The sequence below is a fragment of the Actinoallomurus sp. NBC_01490 genome, from assembly GCF_036227085.1.
Classification (GTDB): Bacteria; Actinomycetota; Actinomycetes; order Streptosporangiales; family Streptosporangiaceae; genus Actinoallomurus; species Actinoallomurus oryzae.
The window spans coordinates 9417581-9441800 of the sequence record NZ_CP109433.1; the positions used below are offsets into that span (position 1 = coordinate 9417581).

Below are 24220 nucleotides of genomic sequence, written 5' to 3' on the forward strand. Positions count from 1 at the left end.
GCTCACCCTCCTCATTCGCTCCGCGAGCGACCTCCTTCGTCGGCCGCTCACTCCACTCACTGCGTCGGGTTCGCTCACTTGTAGGACCTCTGGACCATCTTGACGTACTCGTATTCCAGGTTCTCCTTGTGGAGGACCGGGGCCTCGCCGGTGTACTCCCAGGCGGCGACGTAGGCGAAGTTCTCGTCGTCGCGCAGGGCCTCGCCGTCGGGCGTCTGGGACTCGGCGCGGAAGTGACCGCCGCAGGACTCCGTGCGGTGCAGGGCGTCGATGCACATCAGCTCGGCCAGCTCGAAGAAGTCCGCGATCCGCCCGGCCTTCTCCAGCGCCTGGTTGAGCTCCTCGTTCTCCCCCGGCACCTTGACGCGGGTCCAGAACTCCTCACGCAGCTCCCGGATCCGGTCGATGGCCTTGCGCAGGCCCTCGTCGGTGCGCTCCATGCCGCAGTACTCCCACATGAGCGCGCCGAGCTCGCGGTGGAAGGAGTCCGGCGTGCGGTCGCCGTCGATGGACAGCAGCCGCTCGATGCGTCCGGTGACGGACTCGCGCGCCTCGACGACGGCCTCGTGGTCGTCGGCGACCTTCGGGAAGGGGCCCTTGGCGAGGTAGTCGCTGATGGTGTTCGGCAGCACGAAGTAGCCGTCGGCCAGGCCCTGCATCAGCGCGGACGCGCCGAGCCGGTTGGCGCCGTGGTCGGAGAAGTTCGCCTCGCCGACCACGAACAGGCCGGGGATGGTGGACTGCAGGTCGTAGTCGACCCACAGGCCGCCCATCGTGTAGTGCACGGCCGGGTAGATGCGCATCGGCACCTCGAAGGGGTCCTCGCCGGTGATGCGCTCGTACATCTCGAACAGGTTGCCGTACTTGTCCGCGACCGCCTTGCGGCCGAGCCGCTGGATCGCGTCGGCGAAGTCGAGGTAGACGCCGAGCCCGCCCGGGCCGACGCCCCGGCCCTCGTCACAGACGTTCTTGGCGGCGCGGGAGGCGATGTCGCGCGGCACGAGGTTGCCGAACGAGGGGTAGATCCGCTCGAGGTAGTAGTCGCGCTCGTCCTCGGGGATCTCGCGCGGGTCGCGCTTGTCGCCCTTCGCGACCGGCACCCAGACCCGGCCGTCGTTGCGCAGCGACTCCGACATCAGCGTCAGCTTCGACTGGTGGTCGCCGCTCTGCGGGATGCAGGTCGGGTGGATCTGGGTGTAGCAGGGGTTGGCGAACAGCGCGCCCTTGCGGTGCGCCCGCCAGGTGGCCGTGACGTTGCAGCCCTTGGCGTTCGTGGACAGGAAGAAGACGTTGCCGTACCCGCCGGAGGCCAGTACGACGGCGTCGGCGGTGTGCGTCTCGATCTCGCCCGTGACCATGTCGCGGGCGACGATGCCGCGCGCGGCCCCGTCGACGATGATCAACTCGAGCATCTCGTGCCGGGTGAACATCTCCACGGTGCCGGCCGCGACCTGGCGTTCGAGCGCCTGGTACGCGCCGAGCAGCAGCTGCTGGCCGGTCTGGCCGCGTGCGTAGAACGTGCGGGAGACCTGGACGCCGCCGAAGGAACGGGTGTCGAGCAGGCCGCCGTACTCACGGGCGAACGGCACGCCCTGCGCCACGCACTGGTCGATGATCTCCACGCTCACCTGGGCGAGCCGGTAGACGTTCGACTCGCGGGACCGGTAGTCACCGCCCTTGACGGTGTCGTAGAAGAGCCGGTGGATGCTGTCGCCGTCGTTGCGGTAGTTCTTCGCGGCGTTGATGCCGCCCTGCGCGGCGATGCTGTGCGCGCGGCGCGGGCTGTCCTGGTAGCAGAACGACTTGACGTGGTAGCCGAGCTCGCCGAGCGTCGCGGCGGCCGAGCCGCCGGCCAGGCCGGTGCCGACCACGATGACCGACAGCTTCCGCCGGTTCGCCGGGTTGACCAGCTTGCCGCCGAAGCGGCGCTTGTCCCAGCGTTCCTCGATCGGCCCCTCCGGTGCGCTGGTGTCCCGGATCGGCTCGCCCTCGGTGAACAGGTTGACGGAATTCACGAGACCACCCCGATGGTGACGAAGACCGGCACGGACACGAAGCCGAGCACGATCAGGGCCGCGACCACGTCGGCGAGCAGGTGCAGGCCCCGGTAGCGGCCCCGCCGGCCCCAGCCCAGCGTCTGGAAGGCACTCCAGATCCCGTGCTTGAGGTGGAACCCGACCAGGACCACGGCGACGATGTAGAAGATCGTGATGTACCAGTGGGAGGGAGCGAAGTCGGCGACGACCTTGTCGTACGGCTGCGCGTCACCGCCCTTGGGGTTGACCGCGCCGAACGTCAGGTCCAGCAGGTGCCAGATGACGAACAGCAGGATGACGATCCCGCCGTAGCGCATGACGTGCGTGGCGTACCGGTACTCCTGCGTGGTGGGCCGGGCCGCGTACCGCACCGGGCGGGCCCGCCGCGCGCGCCGGGCGAGCGAGACCGCCGACCACATGTGGAGGATCACCGCCACGGTGAGCACGATCTCGATGGCGGTCAGGACGGTCCGGTACGGGAGCGCCGGCTCGCCCATCGTGCGCAGCCAGTGTGCGTAGTGGTTGAACTCGTCGCGGCCCAGGAAGACCTTGAGATTGCCGATCATGTGGGCGATCAGGTACAGGACGAGGATCGCCCCGGTGACCGCCATGACGGCCTTCTTGCCGACGGAGGACCGGTACAGCCTTCGCGGAAGCGCCTGTGAGGAGGGCGTCTGCGGAGGTGCGGTCACCGTGCTCGCTCTGGATGACACATTGCGGACCGTATGTCCGATTCCAAAGAGACGTCCAAGACATGATGACGCTCGTTTCGATAGCCATAGGCTATGGGCTGTGCAGCTACAGCAACTCTCGTACTTCGTCGCCGTCGCGGAGGTGAGGCATTTCACACGGGCGGCGGAAACTCTCCGGGTGGCGCAGCCGTCCCTGTCCAAGCAGATCAAGACGCTGGAGGCGGAGCTGGGCGCGCCGCTGTTCAGCCGGGCGCGGGGCAACATCACGCTGACGCCGGCCGGCGAGGCGCTCCTGCCGCTCGCCCGGCGCATCCTCGCCGACGTCGAGACGGCCCGGCGTGAGATCCAGGACCTGACCGGCCTGCGCCGGGGCCGGGTGCGGCTGGGCGCGACCCCGTCGCTGTTCGCCGGGCTGCTCGCCGACGCTCTGGCGCGCTTCCGCGGCCGCTATCCGGGCATCGAGCTGCGCGTGGAGGAGGGCGGCTCCCGCGACCTCGTACGGGACCTGGCGCGCGGGCACCTCGACCTGGCGCTGATCATCCTGCCGCTGCAGAGCACCGACCCCTCACTGGAGACCACCCCGATCCTGCAGGAGGATCTGGTCGTGGTGTCGCCGCGCTCGGACCCGCCCAAGCGGCCGTACGTGCGGATCGAAGACCTGCGCGGCCAGCCGCTCGTGATGTTCCGCAGCGGCTATGACCTGCGGGAGGCGACCCAGACGGCGTGCCGGCAGGCCGGGTTCGAGCCGACGTTCGCCGTCGAGGGCGGCGAGATGGACGGGGTGCTGCGGTTCGTCGAGGCCGGGCTGGGACGGGCGCTCGTGCCCTCGATGGTGCTGTCGGGCCGGGCGGGGCTGGTCGGCACACCGCTGGCGCCGCCGGGCCTGGAGCGCACGATCGCGCTCGCCCACCGCAAGGACGTGCACCCGACCCACGCCGCGCGGGCGTTCCACGAGACCCTGCTGACGTTCCTCGCCGAGGCCGAGAGCCGCGGCGACCTGCCGCCGGGCGTCTCGCGGATCGCCGGGGTCAGTGGGAGATGACCTCCACGTCGGGGGCGAACTCCCGCAGCGCACGGCCCAGCCGCCGGGGGGCGATGCGCCAGCCGCCGAGGCGGGTGGAGACCAGGCGCGGGCGGTCGTCGCGCTCGGGCGCGTAGCCGCGCAGCGCGACCGCGCCGCGGCCGGTGGACCCGCCGTCGGCGGAGTGGAACTCGATCGCGGTGACCTCGTCCCAGGCGAACCACTCGCCCTGCGAGGGCTTGCCCGACGGGCACCAGTAGACGCCCTTCTCCGCGACCGCGAACGCCACCGCCCCGCGCGCCACCCGGCGCAGGCCGACCACGGCGAACACCAGCAGCCCGGCGCCGACGAGCGGCATCAGCCACTGGGCGCCGTACATCGTCCAGCCCCAGGGGTCCAGGTGAGCGCCGGGACGCCAGTGCAACCAGGGCGGACGTGAGGTCACGCCGAGCAGGAACCCGGCGACGATCGCCGCGCCCGCGACGGCCGGCACGAGCGGCCCCCACCAGGCGTAGCGGACGACGTACGCTCCCGGCCCGAAATGGCTCCGGCCCCGCATCGACAACTCCCGTCACAGATGTCTCGTGGTTCGCATGCTAGTGAGGCCCGAGGGGCCGATGGGAAAATCCTCGATTTGCCCACCACACCGTCTTCTCAAACGGACACTCGACGTGAAACCATCACAGACGGTGCAATAATTCTCATAAGTAGATCTTTGGTCAATAACACTTGAATCAGGCGCACCCTACTGGCGAGTAAGTGGGGAGTTTCACACGTGGCGACCGCGCCTCGTATCGTGCTCGTGACAACTCCCTAATAACGTATGAGCGCCCCTGAACAGAGGAGAGGCTCAGAGCACAGGCAGCCTCCCCAGGTGGTGTGCCTTCGATGGAGAATCCCGCATGACGCAGACAACGGTGGAAGCGCCGTCCAAGGATCGGGCCCAGATCCCGGCGCGCACCCTACGCAAGGACCGTTACTGGCTCAGCCCGCTGGCGACGTTCGTCTTCTTCCTGGCCTGGGTCGTCTACGCGACCGTGCGCTCGATGATGGGCAGCAGCTTCTGGGTGGACAAGTACCACTACCTGACGCCGTTCTACTCCCCGTGCGTCAGCAAGGCGTGCCCACCCGAGGCGGCGGACTTCGGCAGGTTCGTACCCGACCACCTGCCGTTCTTCATCCCGTACGCGCTGATCTCGCTGCCGTTCCTGCTGGGGTTCCGGCTGACCTGCTACTACTACCGGAAGGCCTACTACCGGGCGTTCTGGCTGACGCCGCAGGCGTGCGCCGTCCCGGACAAGAGCCCGGTGCGCAGGACGCCCGGCGCCTACACCGGCGAGCGGCGCTTCCCGCTCATCCTGCAGAACGCGCACCGCTACTTCTGGGTGATCGCCGGCCTGATCTCCATCGTCAACACCTGGGACGCGATCAGGGCGTTCCACGGCGCGGACGGCGGCTTCGGCATCGGGCTCGGCACGATCATCCTGTGGGCCAACGTCATCCTGCTGTGGGCTTACACCCTGTCCTGCCACTCGTGCCGCCACGTCATGGGCGGGCGGCTGAAGAGCTTCTCCAAGGCTCCGATCCGCTACTGGCTCTGGACCCAGATCAGCAAGATCAACACCCGGCACGGGCAGTTCGCGCTCATCACGCTGGTCTCCCTCGCGGTGACCGACGCGTACGTCGCGCTCGTCGCACACGGGGCCTTCTCCGACCTGCGGATCTTCAACTAAGGACCGACCACAAGTGACTGAAATCGAAAGGCTGCAGTTCGACGTCGTGGTCATCGGCGCCGGCGGTGCAGGCCTGCGCGCCGCGATCGAGGCCCGGCTGCAGGGCAAGAAGACCGCGATCATCTCCAAGTCGCTGTTCGGCAAGGCGCACACGGTCATGGCCGAGGGCGGTGCCGCGGCGGCCATGGGCAACGCCAATCCGAACGACAACTGGCAGGTCCACTTCCGCGACACGATGCGCGGCGGCAAGTTCCTCAACAACTGGCGCATGGCCGAGCTGCACGCCAAGGAGGCGCCGGACCGCGTCTGGGAGCTGGAGGCCTGGGGCGCGCTGTTCGACCGCACCAAAGAAGGCAAGATCAGCCAGCGCAACTTCGGCGGCCACGAGTACCCGCGCCTTGCGCACGTCGGCGACCGTACCGGCCTGGAGCTGATCCGCACCTGCCAGCAGAAGATCGTCTCGCTCCAGCAGGACGACCACAAGGAGCTCGGCGACTACGACGCCAAGATCCAGGTGTTCGCCGAGACGACGATCACCCGGCTGCTCAAGGACGACGAGGGCAAGATCTGCGGCGCCTTCGGCTACATCCGCGAGACCGGCAAGTTCGTGGTCTTCGAGACGCCCGCCGTCGTGCTGGCCACGGGCGGCATCGGCAAGTCCTTCAAGGTGACCTCCAACTCCTGGGAGTACACCGGCGATGGGCACGCGCTCGCGCTGCTCGCCGGCGCGTCGCTGATCAACATGGAGTTCGTGCAGTTCCACCCGACCGGCATGGTCTGGCCGCCGTCGGTCAAGGGCATCCTCGTCACCGAGTCCGTCCGCGGTGACGGCGGCGTGCTGCGCAACTCCGAAGGCAAGCGGTTCATGTTCGAGTACATCCCGGACGTCTTCAAGGACCAGTACGCGACCAGCGAGGAAGAGGCCGACCGCTGGTACGAGGACCCCGACAACAACCGGCGCCCGCCCGAGCTGCTGCCGCGTGACGAGGTGGCCCGCGCGATCAACGCCGAGGTCAAGGCGGGGCGCGGATCACCGCACGGCGGCGTGTTCCTCGACATCGCCTCCCGGCTGAAGCCCGAGCAGATCATCAAGCGGCTGCCGTCGATGCACCACCAGTTCAAGGAGCTGGCCGACGTCGACATCACTTCCGAGCCCATGGAGGTCGGCCCGACCTGCCACTACGTCATGGGCGGCGTGGAGGTCGACCCGGACACCGGCGCGGCGCTCGTGCCCGGCCTGTTCGCGGCCGGCGAGGTCTCCGGCGGTATGCACGGCTCCAACCGCCTCGGCGGCAACTCCCTGTCCGACCTGCTGGTCTTCGGGCGACGGGCCGGCCTCGGCGCCTCGGAGTACGCCTCGGAGGTCACCGTCACGGTGCCGGAGTCCGAGATCGAGGCGGCGATGGCCGAGGCGCTCGCGCCGTACGAGCGCGAGGGCGGTGAGAACCCCTACGCGGTGCACCAGGAGCTGCAGCAGACGATGAACGACCTCGTCGGCATCATCCGCCGCGAGGAGGAGCTGGAGCAGGCGATCGAGGCCCTCGGCAAGCTGCGCGAGCGGGTCGGGTCCGTCTCCGTCGAGGGCGGCCGCGGTTACCACCCGGGCTGGCACCTGGCGCTCGACCTGCGCAACATGGTGCTCGTGTCCGAATGCGTCGCGAGGGCGGCGCTGGAGCGCCAGGAGAGCCGCGGCGGCCACACCCGCGACGACTACCCGAAGATGTCGGCCGAGTGGCGCAAGCTGAACCTCGTGTGCAGGTTGAGTGACGGCACCGTCGAGCTCAAGCGCCAGGACATGGAGCCGATGCGGGCCGACCTCATCGGGCTCTTCGAGCTCGACGAGCTGAAGAAGTACCTGACCGAGGACGAGCTCCCCGCTGAGGAGAAGTGAGATGGGCTACAAGGCGAAGTTCCGGGTCTGGCGCGGCGACGCCGGCAAGGGTGAGCTCAAGGACTACACGGTCGAGGTCAACGAGGGCGAGGTCGTCCTCGACGTGATCCACCGCCTGCAGGCGACCGAGGCGCCCGACCTGGCGGTCCGGTGGAACTGCAAGGCCGGCAAGTGCGGCTCGTGTTCGGCGGAGGTCAACGGCCGCCCGCGGCTGATGTGCATGACGCGGATGTCGACGTTCGACGAGGACGAGACGGTCACCGTCACGCCGATGCGCACCTTCCCGGTCATCCGCGACCTGGTGACCGACGTGTCGTACAACTACCAGAAGGCGCGCGAGGTCCCCTCCTTCGACGGAGGCGACGTCAAGCCGGGCGAGTTCCGCATGCAGCAGGTCGACGTCGAGCGCTCGCAGGAGTTCCGCAAGTGCATCGAGTGCTTCCTGTGCAACAACACCTGCCACGTCATCCGTGACCACGAGGAGAACAAGGAGCACTTCGCCGGCCCCCGCTTCCTCATGCGAGTGGCCGAGTTGGAGATGCACCCGGCGGACGTGGCCGACCGGCGCCAGATCGCCCAGGAGGAGTTCGGCCTGGGCTTCTGCAACATCACCAAGTGCTGCACCGAGGTCTGCCCGGAGCACATCAAGATCACCGACAACGCCCTGATCCCGATGAAGGAGCGCGTGGTCGGCCGCCGCTACGACCCGCTGGTCTGGCTCGGTTCCAAGATCGGCATCGTCAAGCGCGACAAGGAGAAGGAAACCCCGAAGGCATAAGCCACATCCCGAACGCCCGGCCCTGCCCCGGCCGGGCGTTCGCCTTTCTCCCGGGTCGGGACGAACTCGGCGACCGCGGCGGTGACGCGGCGGGCTCCACGCGCGTTGTGCTTGGGCGGTCGGGAACGAGAGCGCGTCCGTCGGGCGAGAACGCGGCTTCAGCGCACCGCCGTCCACCGAGCTTCGTCATGAGGGCAGAGCAAAACAGGCTTCGGCGGCTCGGTCACGTGAAGAGCGGTCGTTGTCGGTCTAGCCTTTGACGGTGGAAGCCGAGGAGACCGCGATGTCAAACCCCCACGACGATCCCGGGCACCGTCCCCCGCCACCGCGACAGGGCGAGCCCCAGCCGTCGTACCCGGGCGGACCACCGCCCCCGCCTTACCAGACCGACCCGCACGCCTACCCGGGTCCGCCGCCGCAACCCGGCGGTCCCTGGCAGGCTCCGCCTCCCGGCCATGGCGCCCCCCCTCAGCCGCCGGGTTACGGCCCGCGCAGCCGCGAGGGCAAGGGCCTTTTCGGGGCACTCTTCGATCTCAATTTCGACCATATGGTCACGGCCAATCTGATCAAGATGTCCTACGTGCTGGCGATCGTGATCTACTCGCTGATCGCTCTCGTGATGCTGCTGTTCGCCTGGAGCTTCTCCGTGTGGAACAAGCCCCTGGCGCTCGCGACGCTGGTTGCGACGCCGATCGTCTGGATCGGCGGCCTTCTCGCGACTCGCATGGTGCTGGAGTTCGTCATCAACCAGTTCAAGATCACGGAGCATCTCAAGGCGATGCGGGAGCGGGAAGGGCTTCGCTGATCCCTGTCCTGGGTGCGCGCGGGCGCGTTAGGCTCGCACAGGCAACGGCGGACGTGGCGAGGGACGGGTAGTGGCGGACATCGAGCGGCCGTCCGACACGCGGCGCGATGAGTTCGGGACGCGCCGCGACACCGACCGGCCGGACACGACCCGTCGTGACGGTGAGCCGTCCGCGCCGCCCTCGCTCGTACGGCTCCCGGCCGAGCTGTCCGGCCGGCTCACGCTGATCGGCGAGCTGCCCACGCAGGGCGCCGAGTCCGACCTCCTGCACGTACGCGACGCCGCGGGCACCGAGCTCGTCGTCAAGCTGTTCCGCCGCGGTTTCACCGCCGACCGCGAGGTCTGGCAGAAGCTGCCCACCCTCGACTCGCCGCACGTCGTGCGCATCCTGGAGACCGGGCACGCCGAGGGCCGTGACTACGAGGTCATCGAGTACATCGCGGCCGGCAACCTGAGGGCCGTCGGGTCACGGCTGCCGCCCGCGCTGGTCGCCGAGGTGGTCGCGCAGCTCGCGGCCGGGCTCGACCGCCTGCACCGGGCGGGCATCGTGCACCGCGACCTCAAACCGGAGAACGTCCTGGTCCGCGGCACCACGCCGATGCGTCTCGCCATCACCGACTTCGGGCTGAGCCGGGTGATCGAGCAGAGCGTGGTGTTCGCGTCGTCGTCGCGGACACTGGCGTACGCCGCGCCGGAGTCGCTGTCCGGCCAGGTCTCCCCCGCCCGTGACTGGTGGTCGCTCGGCATCATCGTGCGCGAGCTCCTCACCGGCCGTACCCCGTTCGCCGGCATGAGCGAGACCGCCGTCGTCGACCACCTCGCCACGCGCACCATCGACTGCGACGACATCGCCGACCCGCGCATGCGGTTGCTCTGCCGCGGCCTGCTCACGCGTGACCCCCGCCGGCGCTGGACCGGCGAGGAGGTCGAGCGCTGGCTCGCCGGCGAGAGTCCCGCCGTCGCCGAGCCCGAGCCGCCGCGCGTCTCCCCGCTCGCGGCCGGCGCCGCGCGGGGCGCGCTGGCGTTCGGCGGGCAGACCTACACCGACCGCGCACAGTTCGCCCGTGCGCTCGTCGCCGACTGGGACAACGCCGCACGCTACTTCTTCGGCACCATGTTCACCCCGGTCGGGCCGAGCGAGGCGTGGCAGGCGCTGCGCGAGTGGCTGAGCGGCTTCGACGACGACTCCGAGGGCCGCATCCGCCTGATCGACCAGTCACTGACCGGCGACCGCCCGCCGAACGTCAAGCTCCTGCACCTGGTGCGCTGGCTCGACCCGACGCTGGAGCCGTACTACCTCGGGCTCCGCGTCCTGCCCGAGGACCTGCCCGCGCTCGCGGGCGTGGTCGACGACCCGCGCCACCCCGACCGGGCCACCGCCGCCCGCGTCGTACGGGAGCTCTGGGAGCTGCACCTGCTGCCGGAGTTCGCCGCGTTCGCCGGAGGCGACGAACTTCCGGCGATCAACGACCGCTGGCACGGGCTCGCCGCCGAGTGGAGCCGCCTCGCCGGCTGGCTGCGCTCCCAGCTCCCGCGTACGGCGAGCCGCCTCCCCGACGCGGGCGCCCGCGGGCTGGACGAGCCTCCCGTGGTGCTCGCGACCCTCCTCGCGCTGGCCGGCCGGCCCGCCGAGACGGAGGACGCGCTTCGATCGGCCGCCGTACGGGCGCGGGAGCAGGTCCGGGAGCCCGTTCCCTGGTTCGGCTGGCTGTCCGAGCAGGCCGGAGACGATCCGCTGCGGCTCTTCGCCCTCGTACGCGCCGCGCCGGACGCCGTGCTGGAGATCGAGGGTGCGGCCCGCCACCGGCAGGAGGCCGAACGCCGGACCGCCGAAGGTCTGCGCCACTGGAACGAACGCGAGCGCCGGCGCCTCGCCGGCCGTCCTGCCGCGATGGCCCGTGCCGTTCTGTGGACGCTGCCCCTGTTGGTCGTGTGGGCGGGTGGCGGATGGCTCCTGGCCCAGCTCCGCCACGCCGCGCGAAGCGACAGCTACGGCGGTGTCGGCGCGGTCGGCGCTCCCACCACACTGCTCGTGGTCGCCGCGGTCGTCACCTGGCTCGTCGGCGTCGCCTGCGAGGTCCTCCTCGCGTCGCGCCAGGGCGCGGACTACCTGCCGCTCGGGCCGTGGTCCTGGCTGGCCAAGGGCCTCGGCGGGGTCAAGCGAGGCGTTTCGGGCGTCTCCCGCACACTGTCGGGAGCCACGCGGCGCCGCGGTCCGGCCGGGTGCGGCGTGCTGCTGCTCGTCGCGGTGGTGCCGCTGGTCGTCTTCCTGGTCGTGGTGGCCATGGTGATCTCCATCGCCTGGCTGCTGTGGCTGGCGGTCATGGTGGCGGCGGCGATCGCGCACGTGGTGATGACCGGAGTCCGGGCGCAGCGGTGGCGGCAGGAGCGTGAGCGTACGAAGGAGCAGGCCGTGGGAGGGCGACTGTGAGCAGCGGCGTCGAAGCCGACATCGCACTGGACGCGGCGGTCATCGCCAGCCTCGGGCTGATCCGCGTGCTCGGTGGCGCGGCCGGGCTGGCCGCCGCCGGCACGGGCCTGCTCGCCGGGCTGGCCGAGGAGCGCGCCGAGATCCGAGCGCGCCGGCTCCAGGAGATCCGGCACCACGAGCAGGCGATCGCCGAAGTGCTCGACCGCAACGCGCGCATCGCCGCGCTCGCCTCGTCGGCCAAGGAGAACGACGCCCAGATCGCGTTGCCGCTCCCCTTCGAGCCCGCCGGGAAGACCGCCGGCGAGCTGGTCGCCTGGTGCGCCGAGACCGACGCCGCCCTGGCCACGGCCGAAGAGGAGCTCGCCACCGCCATCGCCTCCACCGTGACCGGCCGCATCTTCGCTCCCGCCGCCGAGACGCTGAAGGCCACCGCACCGGCCGCGTCGCCGCCGCCCGCCGCCACCGCGCTCGCCACGACCCTGGCCCGGGTCCTCGCCCGGCTCCTGCCCGACACCACCGAGGCCGACCGGCGCCGTGTCACCGAGGCCGCCGAGGAGGCCGCTTCCGCCACCACGCAGGGGGAGGCCGAGAGCCGCCTCACCGAGGTGCGCATCCGCATCCAGGAGGCCAACGAGCACGCCCGCAGGAGGCGCGACGACCGTGCCGCCGCCGCGCGGTTCGTCCGCGAGCTGGAGACCCATCCCGCCGCCGGCGACGTACGCGCGCGGCTGGCCGAGGTCGCCGAGGGCGCCGCAGCCCTCGACGAGGGGCTTCGTGCCGAGGCCGTACGCCTCGTCGGCGACCTCCAGCGCGAGGCCGAGCGCCGGTACGTGACGACCGCGCTCCGGGAGGCGTTCGCGGGCCTCGGCTACGAGGTGGACGAGGGCTTCGAGACCCTGACCGCCGACTCGGGTGAGGCCGTCCTCACCCGGGGCGACTGGTCACAGCACGCGGTCAAGGTCCGCGTCGACGACGCGCGGCGGATACGCATGGCGCTGCTGCGCACCGAACCCGCCGAGAGCGACGACCAGCGGCGCCTCGACGTCGAGCGCGAGGAGCAGTGGTGTGCGTCGTTCGAGGCCGCCCGCGAGCGCCTCGAACAGGCCGGCATCCACGCCGACGTGCGCTGGCGGATCGAGCCGGGCGAACAGCGCCTTCCGGTCACACGGCGGCGCAGCGACCGCCGGCAGCCCCAGGCCCGGCACCGCGAACGCGACCGCTGACCCTCCCGGCCCCGCTCACCCCCGGCCCGGTCAGGCCTGGCCGCGCTTGCCGCGGGCGCGGATGCGCTCGCGCTCCTTGGAGTCCAGGACCACTTTGCGCAACCGGATCGCGGCCGGGGTCAGCTCCACGCACTCGTCGTCGGCGATGAACTCCAGCGCCGCCTCGAGGCTGAGTACGCGCGGCGGGGTGAGGCGTTCGAAGACCTCCGCGGTCGAGGACCGCACGTTGGTCTTCTGCTTCTCCTTGGTGATGTTGACGTCCATGTCGTCGGCACGGGAGTTCTCACCGACGATCATGCCTTCGTACACCTCGGTCGCCGGGGCGACGAACAGCGTGCCGCGCTCCTGGAGGTTGAACATCGCGTACGCCGTGGCGGCACCGGTCCGGTCGGAGACCAGGGATCCGGTCGGCCGGGTGCGCAGCTCGCCGAACCACGGCTCGTAGCCCTCGAACACCTGGTGCGCGATGCCCGTGCCACGGGTCTCGGTGAGGAACTCGGTGCGGAAACCGATCAGACCACGCGCCGGCACGAGGAACTCCATCCGGATCCAGCCCGTGCCGTGGTTCGTCATGTGCTCCATACGGCCCTTGCGCACGGCGAGGAGCTGGGTGATCGCGCCGAGATACTCCTCGGGCGCGTCGACCGTCAGCCGCTCCACCGGCTCGTGCACCTTGCCGTCGATCTCCTTGGTGACGACCCGCGGCTTGCCGATGGTGAGCTCGTACCCCTCGCGGCGCATCGTCTCCACGAGGATCGCGAGCGCCAGCTCGCCACGTCCTTGGACCTCCCACGCGTCGGGCCGCTCGGTCGGCAGAACGCGGATCGAGACGTTGCCGACGAGCTCGCGGTCCAGGCGGTCCTTGACCAGCCGCGCGGTGACCTTCGTGCCCTTCTCGCGGCCAGCGAGCGGGCCGGTGTTGGTGCCGATCGTCATGGAGATGGCCGGCTCGTCGACGGTGATCAACGGCAGCGGACGCGGGTCCTCCGCGTCGGCGAGCGTGTCGCCGATCATGATGTCCGGGATGCCGGCGATGGCGATGATGTCGCCCGGCCCCGCCTCCTCGGCGGGCTTGCGCTCGAGCGCCTCGGTCATCATCAGCTCAGTGATCTTCACCCGCTCGATGGTGCCGTCGTGCTTGCACCACGCGACCTGCTGTCCCTTCTTGATGACGCCCGCGTGGACACGGCACAGCGCGATCCGGCCGAGGTAGGAGCTGGCGTCCAGGTTGGTCACGTGCGCCTGCAGCGGCGTGTCCGGGTCGTACGACGGCGCCGGAATGGTCTCGCGGATCACCTGGAACAGCGGCTCGAGGTCCTCGCTGTCCGGCAGCCCGCCGTTGTCGGGCTTGGTGAGGCTCGCCCGGCCGGCCTTGGCCGAGGCGTACACGATCGGGAAGTCGATCTGGTCCTCGGACGCGTCGAGGTCGAGGAACAGCTCATAGGCCTCGTCGACCACTTCGGCGATGCGCGCGTCGGGCCGGTCGACCTTGTTGACGACGAGGATGACCGGCATCTTCGCGCTGAGCGCCTTGCGGAGCACGAACCGGGTCTGCGGCAGCGGGCCCTCGGAGGCGTCCACGAGGAGGACGACGCCGTCCACCATCGACAGGCCGCGCTCGACCTCGCCGCCGAAGTCGGCGTGCCCCGGCGTGTCGATGATGTTGATGGTCATGCCGCCGTGCCGGACCGCGGTGTTCTTGGCGAGAATGGTGATGCCCTTCTCGCGCTCCAAATCGTTGGAGTCCATGACCCGCTCGTTGACGTCCTGGTTCTCGCGGAACGCGCCGGACTGCCAGAGCATGGCGTCGACGAGAGTGGTCTTGCCGTGGTCGACGTGGGCGACGATGGCGACATTGCGCAGATCGTCCCTGATGGCGGTGGGCATGCGTGCGGGTCTCGCTTCGTGGGTGTGGGAGTGGCCGCGGGATCCACGCGGCGACCACAAGTCTACTTGGCCGACCGGACGCCTTGGCCGACCGGGCGGCTTGGCCGCCGTGCGGCCCAGGGCGGCGGCACCGGGCAGATGCCCGGAAGTGGCAGATGCTGGGGAAGTATCGGTATTGACGGCAACCGATCCGGCACCCTCCGCGTCGAACGATTGTGCGGGGCGCCTCGATCCTGGCCGGAGCATTCACCGGGGCGTCTCGCGCACTTATGTCCGGCGCCGCCAAAGCACCGAGGAGCGGGTGTGACCGACTGGAGAGCCCCGGGCTATACGGAACTGCGCGAGTTGGGCACGGGTGCCTTCGGCCGGGTCGTACTGGCGCGCCACGATGGGTCCGGCACCCTCGTGGCGATCAAATATCTCTCCGTAGAACGTCTCGGCGGCGACCGGTTCCTGGCCCGGTTCCGCCAGGAGGCCCGGATCCTGGCCACTCTGGACAGCCCGCATGTCACCCGGCTGTACGAGTACGCCGAGGCAGAGGGCGCCGCGGCGATCGTGATGGAGGCGGTCTCCGGCGCGTCCCTTCGCGCGGTACTGGACGCACACGGCCCGGCCGGCCCCGAGGCCGCCCTCGCCGTGCTGAAGGGCTCGCTGGTCGGCCTCGGCGCCGCCCACTCCGCAGGGATCGTGCACCGCGACTACAAGCCCGGGAACGTGCTGGTCCAGAACGACGGACAGAGCAAGATCGCCGACTTCGGGATCGCGGTCCGCTCCGGCCAGGCCGACGTGCCGGCCGGAACACCGAGGTACATGGCCCCCGAGCAGTGGACAGGCGGCCATGCCGCACCTTCCACCGACGTGTACGCCGCGACGTGCGTCTTCTTCGAGTGCGTGAGCGGCCGTCCGCCATACGGAAGCACCGACCTGGACGCCCTCGAACACCTCCATCTGACCGCGCCGATCCCCTTTGAGGACGTCCCCGAGCCGATACGCCCGCTCGTCCTGCGCGGCATGGCGAAGAACCCGTCCGACCGGCCGGCGTCGGCACTCGACTTCGTCGGCGAGCTGGAGCGGATCGCGACCGAGGCCTATGGACGCGGCTGGGAACGGACCGGCCGGCGCCACCTGGCCGAGATCGCCGCCGCGCTGGCCGCGCTCTCCCCTCTGGCGATCGCGCTGGGCACCGGATCGGGCGGTGGAGGCGGGGCCGCAGGCGGCGGCCTGGGCGGACCGGGCGGTGGAGGAACAGGTGGTGGAGGGGCAGGTGGTGGAGGGGCAGGCGGTGGAGGGGCAGGCGGTGGAGGGGCAGGCGGTGGAGGAGCGGGTGGCACGGGCGGAGGCGCCACCGGTGATGCGAACGGCGGCCCGGGCGGGACCGGCAACGGGGCCGCGAAGACCGTGCTCGGCCACGCGGGCACCAAGGCCGGCGCGGCCGTCGTCGGTGCGATCGTCGTCGGAGCGGCGGCCGTCTTCGTCATCGCGAACCGCGGCGGCGGCCGCGAACACCACGGACCGCCCCGGTCGGCTGCGCCGAAGGGCCCCACCATCGCGTTCGCCTCGTTGACCGAGCGGTACACGCGCCCGGCCCTCATGGTCGCGGGGAAGTACGTGCGTATCGACGGCCTGCGCGACCCGGCTCTAGCACAACGCGTGAACCGGGAACTGCGAGCGCCACTCGATGAACAACTGCGGCGCTACCGCGTGGCCCGTGTCGCGGACGCCGGGGGCATCGGGGTGAAGAACCCGGCGATCGCGACAGGCATCGAACTCGGGCTGCGCGGCCCACGGCTGGTGGCGGCACGCTACGTCTTCAAGGCCCACAACGCACCGCTCACTCCGTTGGATCTGGGCACCACGCGCGCCGTCACCGTCGACCTCACCACCGGCCGGCGACTCAGGGCATCGGACATCCTCCGGCCCGAGGCCGTCACCCGATCCGGCCTGGCCGACCTCGAACGGCGCATCTCCGACGCCGCTCCCGGCAAGGGACTCTGCGACGGCAGCGAGAGGTCCGGTCAGGACACGCTGAGCCCCCGCACCCTCGACAATGACGACAAGGAGACCCGTGTACTCGATCTGATGCCGACAGGAACGGGCCTCCAGTTCGACGTCATGCCTCCGCTGCTGGGCTATTTCTGGGCATGCGCCGAGACCGTGATCACCGTTCCGTACGACAGGATCTCCGATCTCGTGCGGCCGGAGGTGCTCGCGCTGATCAAGGCTTCGGCGGCCGACCCGTCGCCTTCTCCCTCATGAACCGGTGCCGAGATGCCGCTCGAGCGTCTCGACCTTGGAGGTCAGGCCCTCCGACACTCCCTCACGCACGTCGGCCTTGAGCACGAGGCTGACCCGCGGCGCCCGGGCGGCGACCGCGTCGACCGCCCGGTGGACCACGTCCATCACCTCGTCCCACTCGCCCTCGATGCTGGTGAACATCGCGTCGGTCCGGTTGGGCAGCCCGCTCTCCCGTACGACGCGCACCGCGTCGGCGACGTACTCCCCTACCGACTCGCCGACGCCCAGCGGCGTCACGGAAAAGGCAACGATCATCAAGACTCCTTGAGGTGCGCACGTACCGCCTCGATCACGCGCAGGTCGGCCGGCAACCACGCTACGTCGAACAGCTCCGCCTCACTCAGCCAGCGCAGATCCGAATGCTCGAGGGCCTTCGGCTCACCCTTCGCGATCGTGGCGGTCCAGACATGCATGACATAACCGTTGTGCAGCGGCCAGTCGTCCCCGATCCGCCGTCCGACGGTGACCTCGATATCGAGTTCCTCGCGGCATTCGCGGGTGAGCGCCTCTTCGTCCGTCTCGCCGGGCTCGACCTTTCCGCCGGGAAGCTCCCAGCCGCCCACGAGTTCAGGCGGTGCCGCCCGCTGTGCCGCCAGAAGCCGGCCACCGGCGATGATCGCCGCCCCGACGACAAGACCGCGCATGCCGCCCCACCTCCCTCTCATTACCCGGCGCCCCGACCGCGTGCCGTCGCTCCGGCCTCAGACGTCTCTCCCGCCGTCAGAGGTGCTTCGTCGGACCGTTGTGCCCGTTGTGCGCGGTCGGCCGGGTGAAGCCGACCGCTCCGCCGGGATAGGTCTTGTAATTCTGGAGCTTCACCACGTCGCCGGTGTGCGGGGCGACGATCATGATGCCCTTCTGAGGGTTGTAGACGATGCCCACGTGACCTGGCCCACTGTGGCCGTGCTTGTAGTCGAAGAAGACGAGATCGCCCGGCTGCTCCTGGCCCTTGGGCACCGACGCGCCCCACCAGTACTGCGCGTCGGACAGCCGGGGGATGGTGACACCGGCGGTTCGGTAGGCGGTCATCGTCAGGCCGGAGCAGTCGAAGGTGTCCGGGCCGACGGCCCCGTAGACGTACCGCTTGCCGAGCTGGGCTTTGGCGAACGTTATGACCTTGGCGACGACGGCGTTCGGGGCGGCGGGGGCGCCGTTCATGTCGGCGCACGTCGGGCCGTTGGCCTGCACCACGTTGAAGGTTCCGCTCGCGTACTTCTGCGCCGTCGACAGCACGTTGTTCACGTACGAGACCAAATGGTTGTAGGCGAAGATCGCCGAGCGCATGTGGGTAGGCGCGCCGTCGTGTTTGAGGAGGTTCGCGGCGGCGGGGATGGCGTCCGCGGGATCGTAGCGGTCCTTCTTCCCGTCGTTGTTGCCGTCGACGCCGTAGATCTTCCAGGTGCCGGGGATGAACTGCATCGGTCCGCCCGCGTGCGCGAAGTTCTCTCCGCTGAGCACGCCAGGGGCCTTGAGCGTCCCGTGGTGGGTCTCGACCCATCCGATGCCGGCGAGGACGTTCCACGGGATGCCGTACTGCTGGCCGGCCTTCTTGTACAGCGCGAGGTAGTTCGACGGGATGCTGTTGGCGTCCCCCGACTGCTGGGGCTGCGTGGCGGCTCCGGAGGTGTCGGTGCAGTCCCCTCCGCCCGCGGCGCCCTGGTACAGCTGGTTGGCGCCGAAGAAGAGCGGAATCGCCACGAGGCTCAGCAGGAACATCGCGGCGGTGCCCGCGATGATGACGATCGGTAGCCGGACCGCACCCCGGTCCGTACGGGCGAAACGATGAAGCGAGACAAAGCGGCGGCTGTTCGTGCGCCCCCCGAAGCCGCTGCCTATCTTCCTCAGGCGCCGGCGAAGCCTCATTTCCTGCCTCTCACTTATCACCTACGTCTGCCGGTGCGAACGCGTAGACCACCCAGCCGCCGCCGGAACGCGTCATCGTGACCGCGTACTGCTGGCTGGAGTCGGTCGTCTTCCCTCCCTTGGTGATGTGCTGTTTCCCGGTCGCGAGAAAGATGAGCTGGTCCTTGGACATGTCCCGGATCGAGTCCAGCGTGGCGTCGCACGTGGAGCTCTCCTGGTCCTGCTTCCGCTGGGCGATGGTCCCGGGTGCCGCGACCCCCTGCTGGAGCTGGTTCAGCACGTCGGAGGTGACCAGGTTGCGCATCCGGTTGAGGTACGCCGACGGGTCCTCGTCGAACCGATAGGTGCCGTACGCGGCGGTGAAGCGGCGTGCGACGTCCGCCGCGGTGGTGAAGTCCTTCTGCGTGAACGGCAGCAGCGAGAAGATGTCGTACGAACCGGGCGATGGCGTCGGCCCGCTCACCGGCGAGGCGCTGCCCGTGGACGGCGGCGCGCTCGGCGTGGGTGTGCTCGCGTGCTCGGCACGCGCGCCGTGGTGCCCTCCGCCGCTACCGATCGTGAGGAACACGCCGACCGCCGCCAGTACGACGACGAGTCCCCCGAACAGCCATTTGCGCTGACGGTCCGTCAGATCCATCCGTAGCTCACTCTTCGCCGTCGTCGCGTTTCACCGGGCGCAGCCAGAACGGCATGGCCGGTGCCTCCTCACGGGACTTCCCGGACCACAGCGGTGGCGCCTGCCGGGCGCCGCCTTCCGTGCCGTCGGTGTCCCGTCTGCCGGCGCCGGAGGCGGGATCCCGCCTGCCGCCCGATCCGCCCTTGGCCGGCCCGCCGGACCGGCCGGAGCCGGGCCGTGCCGCCGTGCGGCCACCGCCGGACCGGCCTCTGCCCGAGCCCTCCTTCTCGCCGCCGCCGAACCAGCCGCGACCTCCGTTGCCGCCGTCCTGGCGCCGGGGCGACGCGCCGCCGCCGGAGCCCGAGCCGCCGCCGGAGCCGCGGCCACCGCCGCCCCAGCTGGGGCCGATGGCCGACGCGGGCGGCCGGCTGTTGCCACCGCTGGGCGCGGACGGCCGGTCTTCGCGCGGGGGCGCACCGCCGGCCGGTGGCCGCGTCGAGCCTCCGGACGCACCGGACCCGCTGGGCCGGGCCCCTCGGATCGCTCCGCCGTTCGCCCTCCCGCCGGACGGTGACGCGGGAGGCTGCGCCCGCGGGGACAGGTTGAGCGGCGGCGCGCTTCCGCGCGGCGCGCCGGCGGCCTTGGCCGCCAGCTGGGACGCGCGGCTCCGCCGCTCGGCCCCGGCCGGAACCCCGCCGCCGACCTGCTCTCGATCGTCGTCGGTCATGACGAGGCTCGGCGCGGTCGTCGCCGCCCCGGACTCACGCTTCGCCGCCCAGCGTCCGAACCGGTAGCCCGCGGCTCCCGGCACCGCCGCGGTCGCGACCGCGGTGGTCCGCTTACGCGTCTCCCGTACCGCCTGGTCGAGATGCTCCTCGCTCTTACGCGAGCCGACGGCCGAGTAGCCGACGGCGGCGAAGAGGTGCTGGAACGGCTTGCGGTAGATGAACGCCGCGAGCGTCACCAGAGAGATGAGCAGGATCTGCAGCCCCCAGGGCAGGCTCTCCGCCATGACGAGGCCGTAGCACCACAGCAGGAGGGCGAGCACGCCGATCAGCGCCGCCTGTTTCAGCAGTGTCGACAGCAGCAGCTCGAACCACCGGATGGCGATGACCCGCCCGATCCCCGGATGGATGCCGATCCCCAGGAAGATCGGCCCCGCCACCAGCAGGAGCAGGAACGATATCTTCAGGACCATCAGCATGACCGCGATGATGAGGACGAGCAGGCCGGCCACGAGCGCGGCGAGCAGCGCCCCGAAGGAGACCGCCAGGCGCGACGTCCAGTTCTTCCCTTGGAAGAGCGGATAGACGCCGGGATAGTTCTCCTTGATGTTCTTGGTGACGGCCTTGTAGTCGTCCGCCTTCTGGCCGACGTCCGGCTTCTTGCCCGAGTAGGTCTCGGTGAGGTCGACCGCCTGCGACGACAGCAGCTTCGCGCCGTTGTCCTGCACGATCTTGCTCTTCGCGTCGTCGGTGCCGAACTCGCCCATCAGCCACGGCTTGCAGACCAGCGTCACCCACAGCCCGTTGGCGTTACGCGTGACCGCGTCGTTCTGCACCGCCTGCTGCGCCCCGGGACCGCCGGGGATGCAGGCCGAGGCGTTGGCGTTGCTCTGCGGCAGCGCAGCGTTGAACGCCGCCGTCGCGCCGTTCGACACTTTCGTGCCGAGCGTCGTGAAGTCGCTGGGTCTGCCGATCAGCCAGACGAGGGCGACCATCGCCATGACCATCCAGATGGTGCCCTCCGCGACCCGGCTCGCTCGTCGCCGGATCAGTCCCCACCAGGCCAGCCACAACGCGCCGAGGATGACCACCCACGACCAGTACTTGGCGCCGAAGGTGTTGCCCATGCCCTTGATGACGCCGTCGACGGTCTTCTTCAACCAGCCGAGCAACGACTCCGACGCCGCCGCCTCATAGATGGTGATCGTCGTCCGGTCGAAGGCCTTCGCCAGCGTGAAGACCACGTTGGAGATGGAGTTGCCCACCATCGCCATGGCGTCCGAGCAGCCCATGTCGACCGCGTGCCAGGACTGGCCCTCGGTGCCGTAGCGGTCGTAGTAGGTCAGCCGTTCCGGTGGCGACTTCTGCAGTTGCTGGCTCGGGTAGTCGGGCGGCTTGACCATGCCGTCGATGCCCGACCCGTACTCCTCCGGAGAGGGATGGTCGGCCGGCGAACAGGCGTCGTTCGGATTGGTGTTGATCGGTGGGTCCGCGCTCGCGACTCCGACCGGGCTGAGGACGAAGACGGCCATCAGGCAGAGGATGAGAAGCGACCTGCGCTTCCGCCGGGGTTTTGCGGGCCCCGCCGCCTTTCGCCGGCGGCGGGTGGGGGGCACCCTCATCGCGGGACCTCCTGGGTGGCTTCGGTCGCCGGGTCGTGCGGAGCGCTGTGCGGGCCGGGGGGCGGTCCGTCGTCGGCGCGGCCGTTGGGGGCGGCGGTCTCGCCGGGCTTGGAACGCGTGGGGTTGGTGTCGAGCCAGCGGAGCAGCTCTTCGGAGACGAGGTCGACCCCGATGCGGCCCGCGCGGCCGTCCAGGTCGCGGAAGATGCACTCGCCGTTGCCGAGGTTCCGAAGGACCGCCCGGTGCTCGTCGGAGTTCTCCACGCCGAGCAGGGCCATCACGTTGCCGACCTCGTTGCGCTCCGTCGAGCGGAACGAGTAGACGGACGACAGGCAGTTCGTCACCTGTTCATTCAAGAGGTCCCCGGCGTTCTGTGAGACCAGAATCAAGGCGGTGTTCCGGGATCGCCCCATACGTGACACTTCGGGGATCAGCTTGGCGCCCTCCGGCGTCTGGGTGATCGCCCATGCCTCGTCGAGGAAGATGGCCTTCGGCAGGTGCCGGTCGAGGCCGTGCATCAGCCGTCGCGCGAACTGTGAGACGAGGTACATCAACGCGACCGACAGCCGCTGCTCGTAGGAGTAGTCGTCGCGGTTGATGGCGACGTCGGGCAGGGTCAGGCCGCCGAGGGTGAACACCGTCGTCCACCCGGCCGTGTCGATGCGCTCGCCACCGGACGGGTCGAAGCACAGCCGCGCGAGCCGCATCTCCGACATCGAGCGCAGCACGGCACCGAGGTTCTTCGACGCCGGATCGTCGGAGGCGTCGAGATGGTCGACGACCTTGCCGAGCGAGGGCTGCGGCTGGTTGGCCACCGCGCCCACGGCCTGGATCATCGCCGACTCGCGCTCCTCCGACATGCGCGGCAGGAGCAGGCGGAGCGTCTCGGTGGCCATGGTCTTCTTGGCGGCGAGGTCGTCGCCGAAGCTGAACGGGTCGAGCAGGCCCGGCGCGGCCGAACCGAGCGGCAGCACCCGGGCGCGGCGTCCGCGCCGGCGCAACAGCTCGACCAGGGACTCCGCGTCGCCCTTGGGGTCGATCGCGGCGACCGTGACGCCGCGCAGCGCCATCTGGTAGATCAGCAGCAGGGCCAGCGTCGTCTTCCCGCCGCCGGGCTCACCGGTGATCGCGACCGCGGTGGGCCGGTTGCGTGCGGCGGCCACGAGCGGGTCGAAGTGCACCACCGAACGCGCGCGGCCGAGGGTCTCGCCGATGTACGGGCCGACCCAACCGGCGGAGTTCTGGTCGAGCCGGTCGCCCAGATCGACCGTCGCGGTGGGCATGCCGCCCGCGATCGTGCGCAACGGCTGCCGCTGCGCGTAGGCGTTCACCCGGATCCGGTCGCCCGGCAACGACTCGCAGAACAGGGAGAACTGGTCGCCGGTCGAGCACACGATGTCGATGCCGAGGTCGCGGTAGTGCTCGACCACGGCGTCGACACGCTGCTGGAGCAGCTCCTCGGTCGGCGCGGAAACGATCAGCCGGTGCCAGCCGTACACAAAAGGCAGCCGCTCCTTGGTGATGCCGTGCTCGAGCATGCGGGCGGCGTCGATCTGTTCGGCCAGGGCGATGGGCGCCTCGGCGCCGGCCTCCCGGATGTGCTGGTCCATGTCGCGGGCGTGCGCCAGCTTGCGCGATACGTCCTTGGAGGCCTTCGCCGGCGGGACGAGCTTCATCCGCGCCGACACCTCGACCGGGAACGGCAGCGCGTCGGCGTAGTGCAGCCACGGCTCGCCGTCCGGGAACGGCATCAGGTCCGGGAACCGGGCGAACGACAGGTAGGCGGCGTACGACGAGCCGTCCGGCTGCTCCATCCGCAGGTTCGACCGGCCGTTGATGATCGCGCCCTCGACCAGCGTCTCGATCTCGCCGGCGCCCCAGGTGCGGCGCGGCGTGGCCGATGGCGGCGGATCCGTGAGGGACCCGCTGGCGGCGTGCTGGAACAGCCACGCGACCTCGGTCGAGGACGCGTGCCGCGCGTACAGCGCGCTGCCGCTGAGCGCCCGGCCGATCCGCTCCGCCTGCTCGGTCCAGCGCCCGATCTCCTTGGCCGAGATCGCGTCGTCGTGCAGGCCGAGCGCCTCTTCGCTGCGCTTGTAAAAGCCGAACAGCTGGCGGAAGGCGCCCCCGGACAGCTGCGCGCCCACCCCGCGGGGGCCGAGCCGCACGCCGAGGTAGACCTCCTTGGTCCAAAAGTCCTTCGACCAGACGTGCGCGTACATCTCTTCGAGGTAGTCGCGCCAGCCCGGACCGCCGTCGGAGGTCTGGTCGAGCGCCAGCGCCCACTCGGCCGCGGGGTAGGTACGGTGGGCGATCCGCAGGTGGATCTCGGCGTCCTGCATGCGGATGCCGGCCATCGCGATGGTGATGTTGGTGGCGAGGGCCTCGCGCTCCTCGGCCGTGGTGAACTCGTACGACACCGTCGGCAGCCGGAAGTACGCCCACGCCGCGTTGTCGGTGAGCAGGATCCGGTCGTCGAAATACCGCACGGCCAGCCTGCTGCGGACCTTGGACGTCCTACTCATTCGGTGGCTCCCGCTCCTCACTCACTCCGCGGACGGACACGCATTTCGACCAACACCGTTTCGGGCCGGCACAGTTT

Annotated in this window: 18 protein-coding genes; 8 read left to right on the forward strand and 10 right to left on the reverse strand. The window is 70.2% G+C overall.

What is annotated here, in order from left to right; translation table 11 throughout:
• Positions 1-74: 74 nt before the first annotated feature.
• Positions 75-2015 (reverse strand): fumarate reductase/succinate dehydrogenase flavoprotein subunit, encoded by a 1941-nt coding sequence (locus OG417_RS43180; protein WP_329241946.1) that lies wholly within the window; start codon positions 2013-2015, stop codon positions 75-77.
• On the reverse strand, positions 2012-2749 hold the full coding sequence (locus OG417_RS43185; protein WP_329241949.1) for a succinate dehydrogenase cytochrome b subunit: 738 nt from the start codon (positions 2747-2749) through the stop codon (positions 2012-2014). The genes OG417_RS43180 and OG417_RS43185 overlap by 4 nt, the downstream gene beginning before the upstream one ends.
• Positions 2750-2828: 79 nt before the next feature.
• Between OG417_RS43185 and OG417_RS43190 the strand changes: the two genes are divergently transcribed.
• A complete protein-coding gene (locus OG417_RS43190; protein WP_329241951.1) occupies positions 2829-3770 on the forward strand; it encodes a LysR family transcriptional regulator in 942 nt (313 codons plus the stop codon).
• On the opposite strand, the gene OG417_RS43195 is transcribed toward OG417_RS43190, so the two are convergent.
• Entirely contained in the window at positions 3757-4308 is a 552-nt protein-coding gene (locus OG417_RS43195) for a hypothetical protein (RefSeq protein WP_329241954.1), read from the reverse strand. The two genes, OG417_RS43190 and OG417_RS43195, sit on opposite strands and share 14 nt — an antisense overlap.
• A 343-nt stretch (positions 4309-4651) precedes the next feature.
• Here OG417_RS43195 and OG417_RS43200 point away from each other — a divergent pair, with 343 nt between their 5' ends.
• The 6 genes from OG417_RS43200 to OG417_RS43225 all read left to right on the forward strand — a co-directional run bounded on the left by OG417_RS43200 (position 4652) and on the right by OG417_RS43225 (position 12610).
• Positions 4652-5482: a hypothetical protein gene (locus tag OG417_RS43200; RefSeq protein ID WP_329241957.1), complete on the forward strand. Its 831-nt coding sequence runs from the start codon at positions 4652-4654 to the stop codon at positions 5480-5482.
• 13 nt (positions 5483-5495) lie between these two features.
• Entirely contained in the window at positions 5496-7373 is a 1878-nt protein-coding gene (locus OG417_RS43205; protein WP_329241960.1) for a fumarate reductase/succinate dehydrogenase flavoprotein subunit, read from the forward strand.
• Position 7374: 1 nt separating this feature from the next.
• Entirely contained in the window at positions 7375-8151 is a 777-nt protein-coding gene (locus OG417_RS43210) for a succinate dehydrogenase/fumarate reductase iron-sulfur subunit (RefSeq protein ID WP_329241963.1), read from the forward strand.
• 262 nt (positions 8152-8413) lie between these two features.
• The gene (locus OG417_RS43215; RefSeq protein WP_329241966.1) at positions 8414-8956 is read left to right on the forward strand and encodes a DUF4282 domain-containing protein; all 543 of its coding nucleotides are present in this window, start codon (positions 8414-8416) and stop codon (positions 8954-8956) included.
• Positions 8957-9026: 70 nt separating this feature from the next.
• On the forward strand, positions 9027-11387 hold the full coding sequence (locus OG417_RS43220; protein ID WP_329241969.1) for a serine/threonine-protein kinase: 2361 nt from the start codon (positions 9027-9029) through the stop codon (positions 11385-11387).
• The gene (locus OG417_RS43225) at positions 11384-12610 is read left to right on the forward strand and encodes a response regulator receiver protein (protein WP_329241972.1); all 1227 of its coding nucleotides are present in this window, start codon (positions 11384-11386) and stop codon (positions 12608-12610) included. The genes OG417_RS43220 and OG417_RS43225 overlap by 4 nt, the downstream gene beginning before the upstream one ends.
• Positions 12611-12640: 30 nt before the next feature.
• Here the strand turns inward: OG417_RS43225 and typA are convergent, their stop codons facing one another.
• Positions 12641-14497, reverse strand: a complete 1857-nt coding sequence (typA, locus tag OG417_RS43230) for a translational GTPase TypA (RefSeq protein WP_329241975.1) — start codon at positions 14495-14497, stop codon at positions 12641-12643.
• A 303-nt stretch (positions 14498-14800) separates the two neighbouring features.
• On the opposite strand from typA, the gene OG417_RS43235 reads away from it, so the two are divergent.
• Positions 14801-16753: a serine/threonine-protein kinase gene (locus OG417_RS43235; RefSeq protein WP_329241978.1), complete on the forward strand. Its 1953-nt coding sequence runs from the start codon at positions 14801-14803 to the stop codon at positions 16751-16753.
• Here the strand turns inward: OG417_RS43235 and OG417_RS43240 are convergent.
• From OG417_RS43240 to OG417_RS43265, 6 genes are all read right to left on the reverse strand, one after another.
• A complete protein-coding gene (locus OG417_RS43240) occupies positions 16748-17047 on the reverse strand; it encodes an MTH1187 family thiamine-binding protein (RefSeq protein WP_329241982.1) in 300 nt (99 codons plus the stop codon). The genes OG417_RS43235 and OG417_RS43240 overlap by 6 nt on opposite strands.
• Entirely contained in the window at positions 17047-17436 is a 390-nt protein-coding gene (locus tag OG417_RS43245; protein ID WP_329241985.1) for a (deoxy)nucleoside triphosphate pyrophosphohydrolase, read from the reverse strand. The genes OG417_RS43240 and OG417_RS43245 overlap by 1 nt, the downstream gene beginning before the upstream one ends.
• Before the next feature lie 76 nt (positions 17437-17512).
• Positions 17513-18655, reverse strand: a complete 1143-nt coding sequence (locus OG417_RS43250; protein ID WP_329241988.1) for a C40 family peptidase — start codon at positions 18653-18655, stop codon at positions 17513-17515.
• Positions 18656-18665: 10 nt separating this feature from the next.
• Positions 18666-19292, reverse strand: a complete 627-nt coding sequence (locus tag OG417_RS43255) for a hypothetical protein (protein ID WP_329241991.1) — start codon at positions 19290-19292, stop codon at positions 18666-18668.
• A gap of 7 nt (positions 19293-19299) precedes the next feature.
• Positions 19300-21528: a type IV secretion system protein gene (locus tag OG417_RS43260; RefSeq protein WP_329241994.1), complete on the reverse strand. Its 2229-nt coding sequence runs from the start codon at positions 21526-21528 to the stop codon at positions 19300-19302.
• An 86-nt stretch (positions 21529-21614) separates the two neighbouring features.
• Complete coding sequence (locus tag OG417_RS43265) at positions 21615-24143, reverse strand: ATP-binding protein (protein ID WP_329241997.1); 2529 nt, start codon at positions 24141-24143, stop codon at positions 21615-21617.
• Positions 24144-24220 lie beyond the last annotated feature (77 nt).

What these genes read in the sequence shown, in the direction of transcription:
- OG417_RS43195 (WP_329241954.1), bottom strand. Translation starts at nt 4,308, where the DNA reads ATGCGGGGCCGGAGCCATTTCGGGCCGGGAGCGTACGTCGTCCGCTAC.
- OG417_RS43200 (WP_329241957.1), top strand. Translation starts at nt 4,652, where the DNA reads ATGACGCAGACAACGGTGGAAGCGCCGTCCAAGGATCGGGCCCAGATC.
- OG417_RS43210 (WP_329241963.1), top strand. Translation starts at nt 7,375, where the DNA reads ATGGGCTACAAGGCGAAGTTCCGGGTCTGGCGCGGCGACGCCGGCAAG.
- typA (WP_329241975.1), bottom strand. Translation starts at nt 14,497, where the DNA reads ATGCCCACCGCCATCAGGGACGATCTGCGCAATGTCGCCATCGTCGCC.
- OG417_RS43240 (WP_329241982.1), bottom strand. Translation starts at nt 17,047, where the DNA reads ATGATCGTTGCCTTTTCCGTGACGCCGCTGGGCGTCGGCGAGTCGGTA.
- OG417_RS43245 (WP_329241985.1), bottom strand. Translation starts at nt 17,436, where the DNA reads ATGCGCGGTCTTGTCGTCGGGGCGGCGATCATCGCCGGTGGCCGGCTT.
- OG417_RS43250 (WP_329241988.1), bottom strand. Translation starts at nt 18,655, where the DNA reads ATGAGGCTTCGCCGGCGCCTGAGGAAGATAGGCAGCGGCTTCGGGGGG.
- OG417_RS43255 (WP_329241991.1), bottom strand. Translation starts at nt 19,292, where the DNA reads ATGGATCTGACGGACCGTCAGCGCAAATGGCTGTTCGGGGGACTCGTC.
- OG417_RS43260 (WP_329241994.1), bottom strand. Translation starts at nt 21,528, where the DNA reads ATGGCCGTCTTCGTCCTCAGCCCGGTCGGAGTCGCGAGCGCGGACCCA.
- OG417_RS43265 (WP_329241997.1), bottom strand. Translation starts at nt 24,143, where the DNA reads ATGAGTAGGACGTCCAAGGTCCGCAGCAGGCTGGCCGTGCGGTATTTC.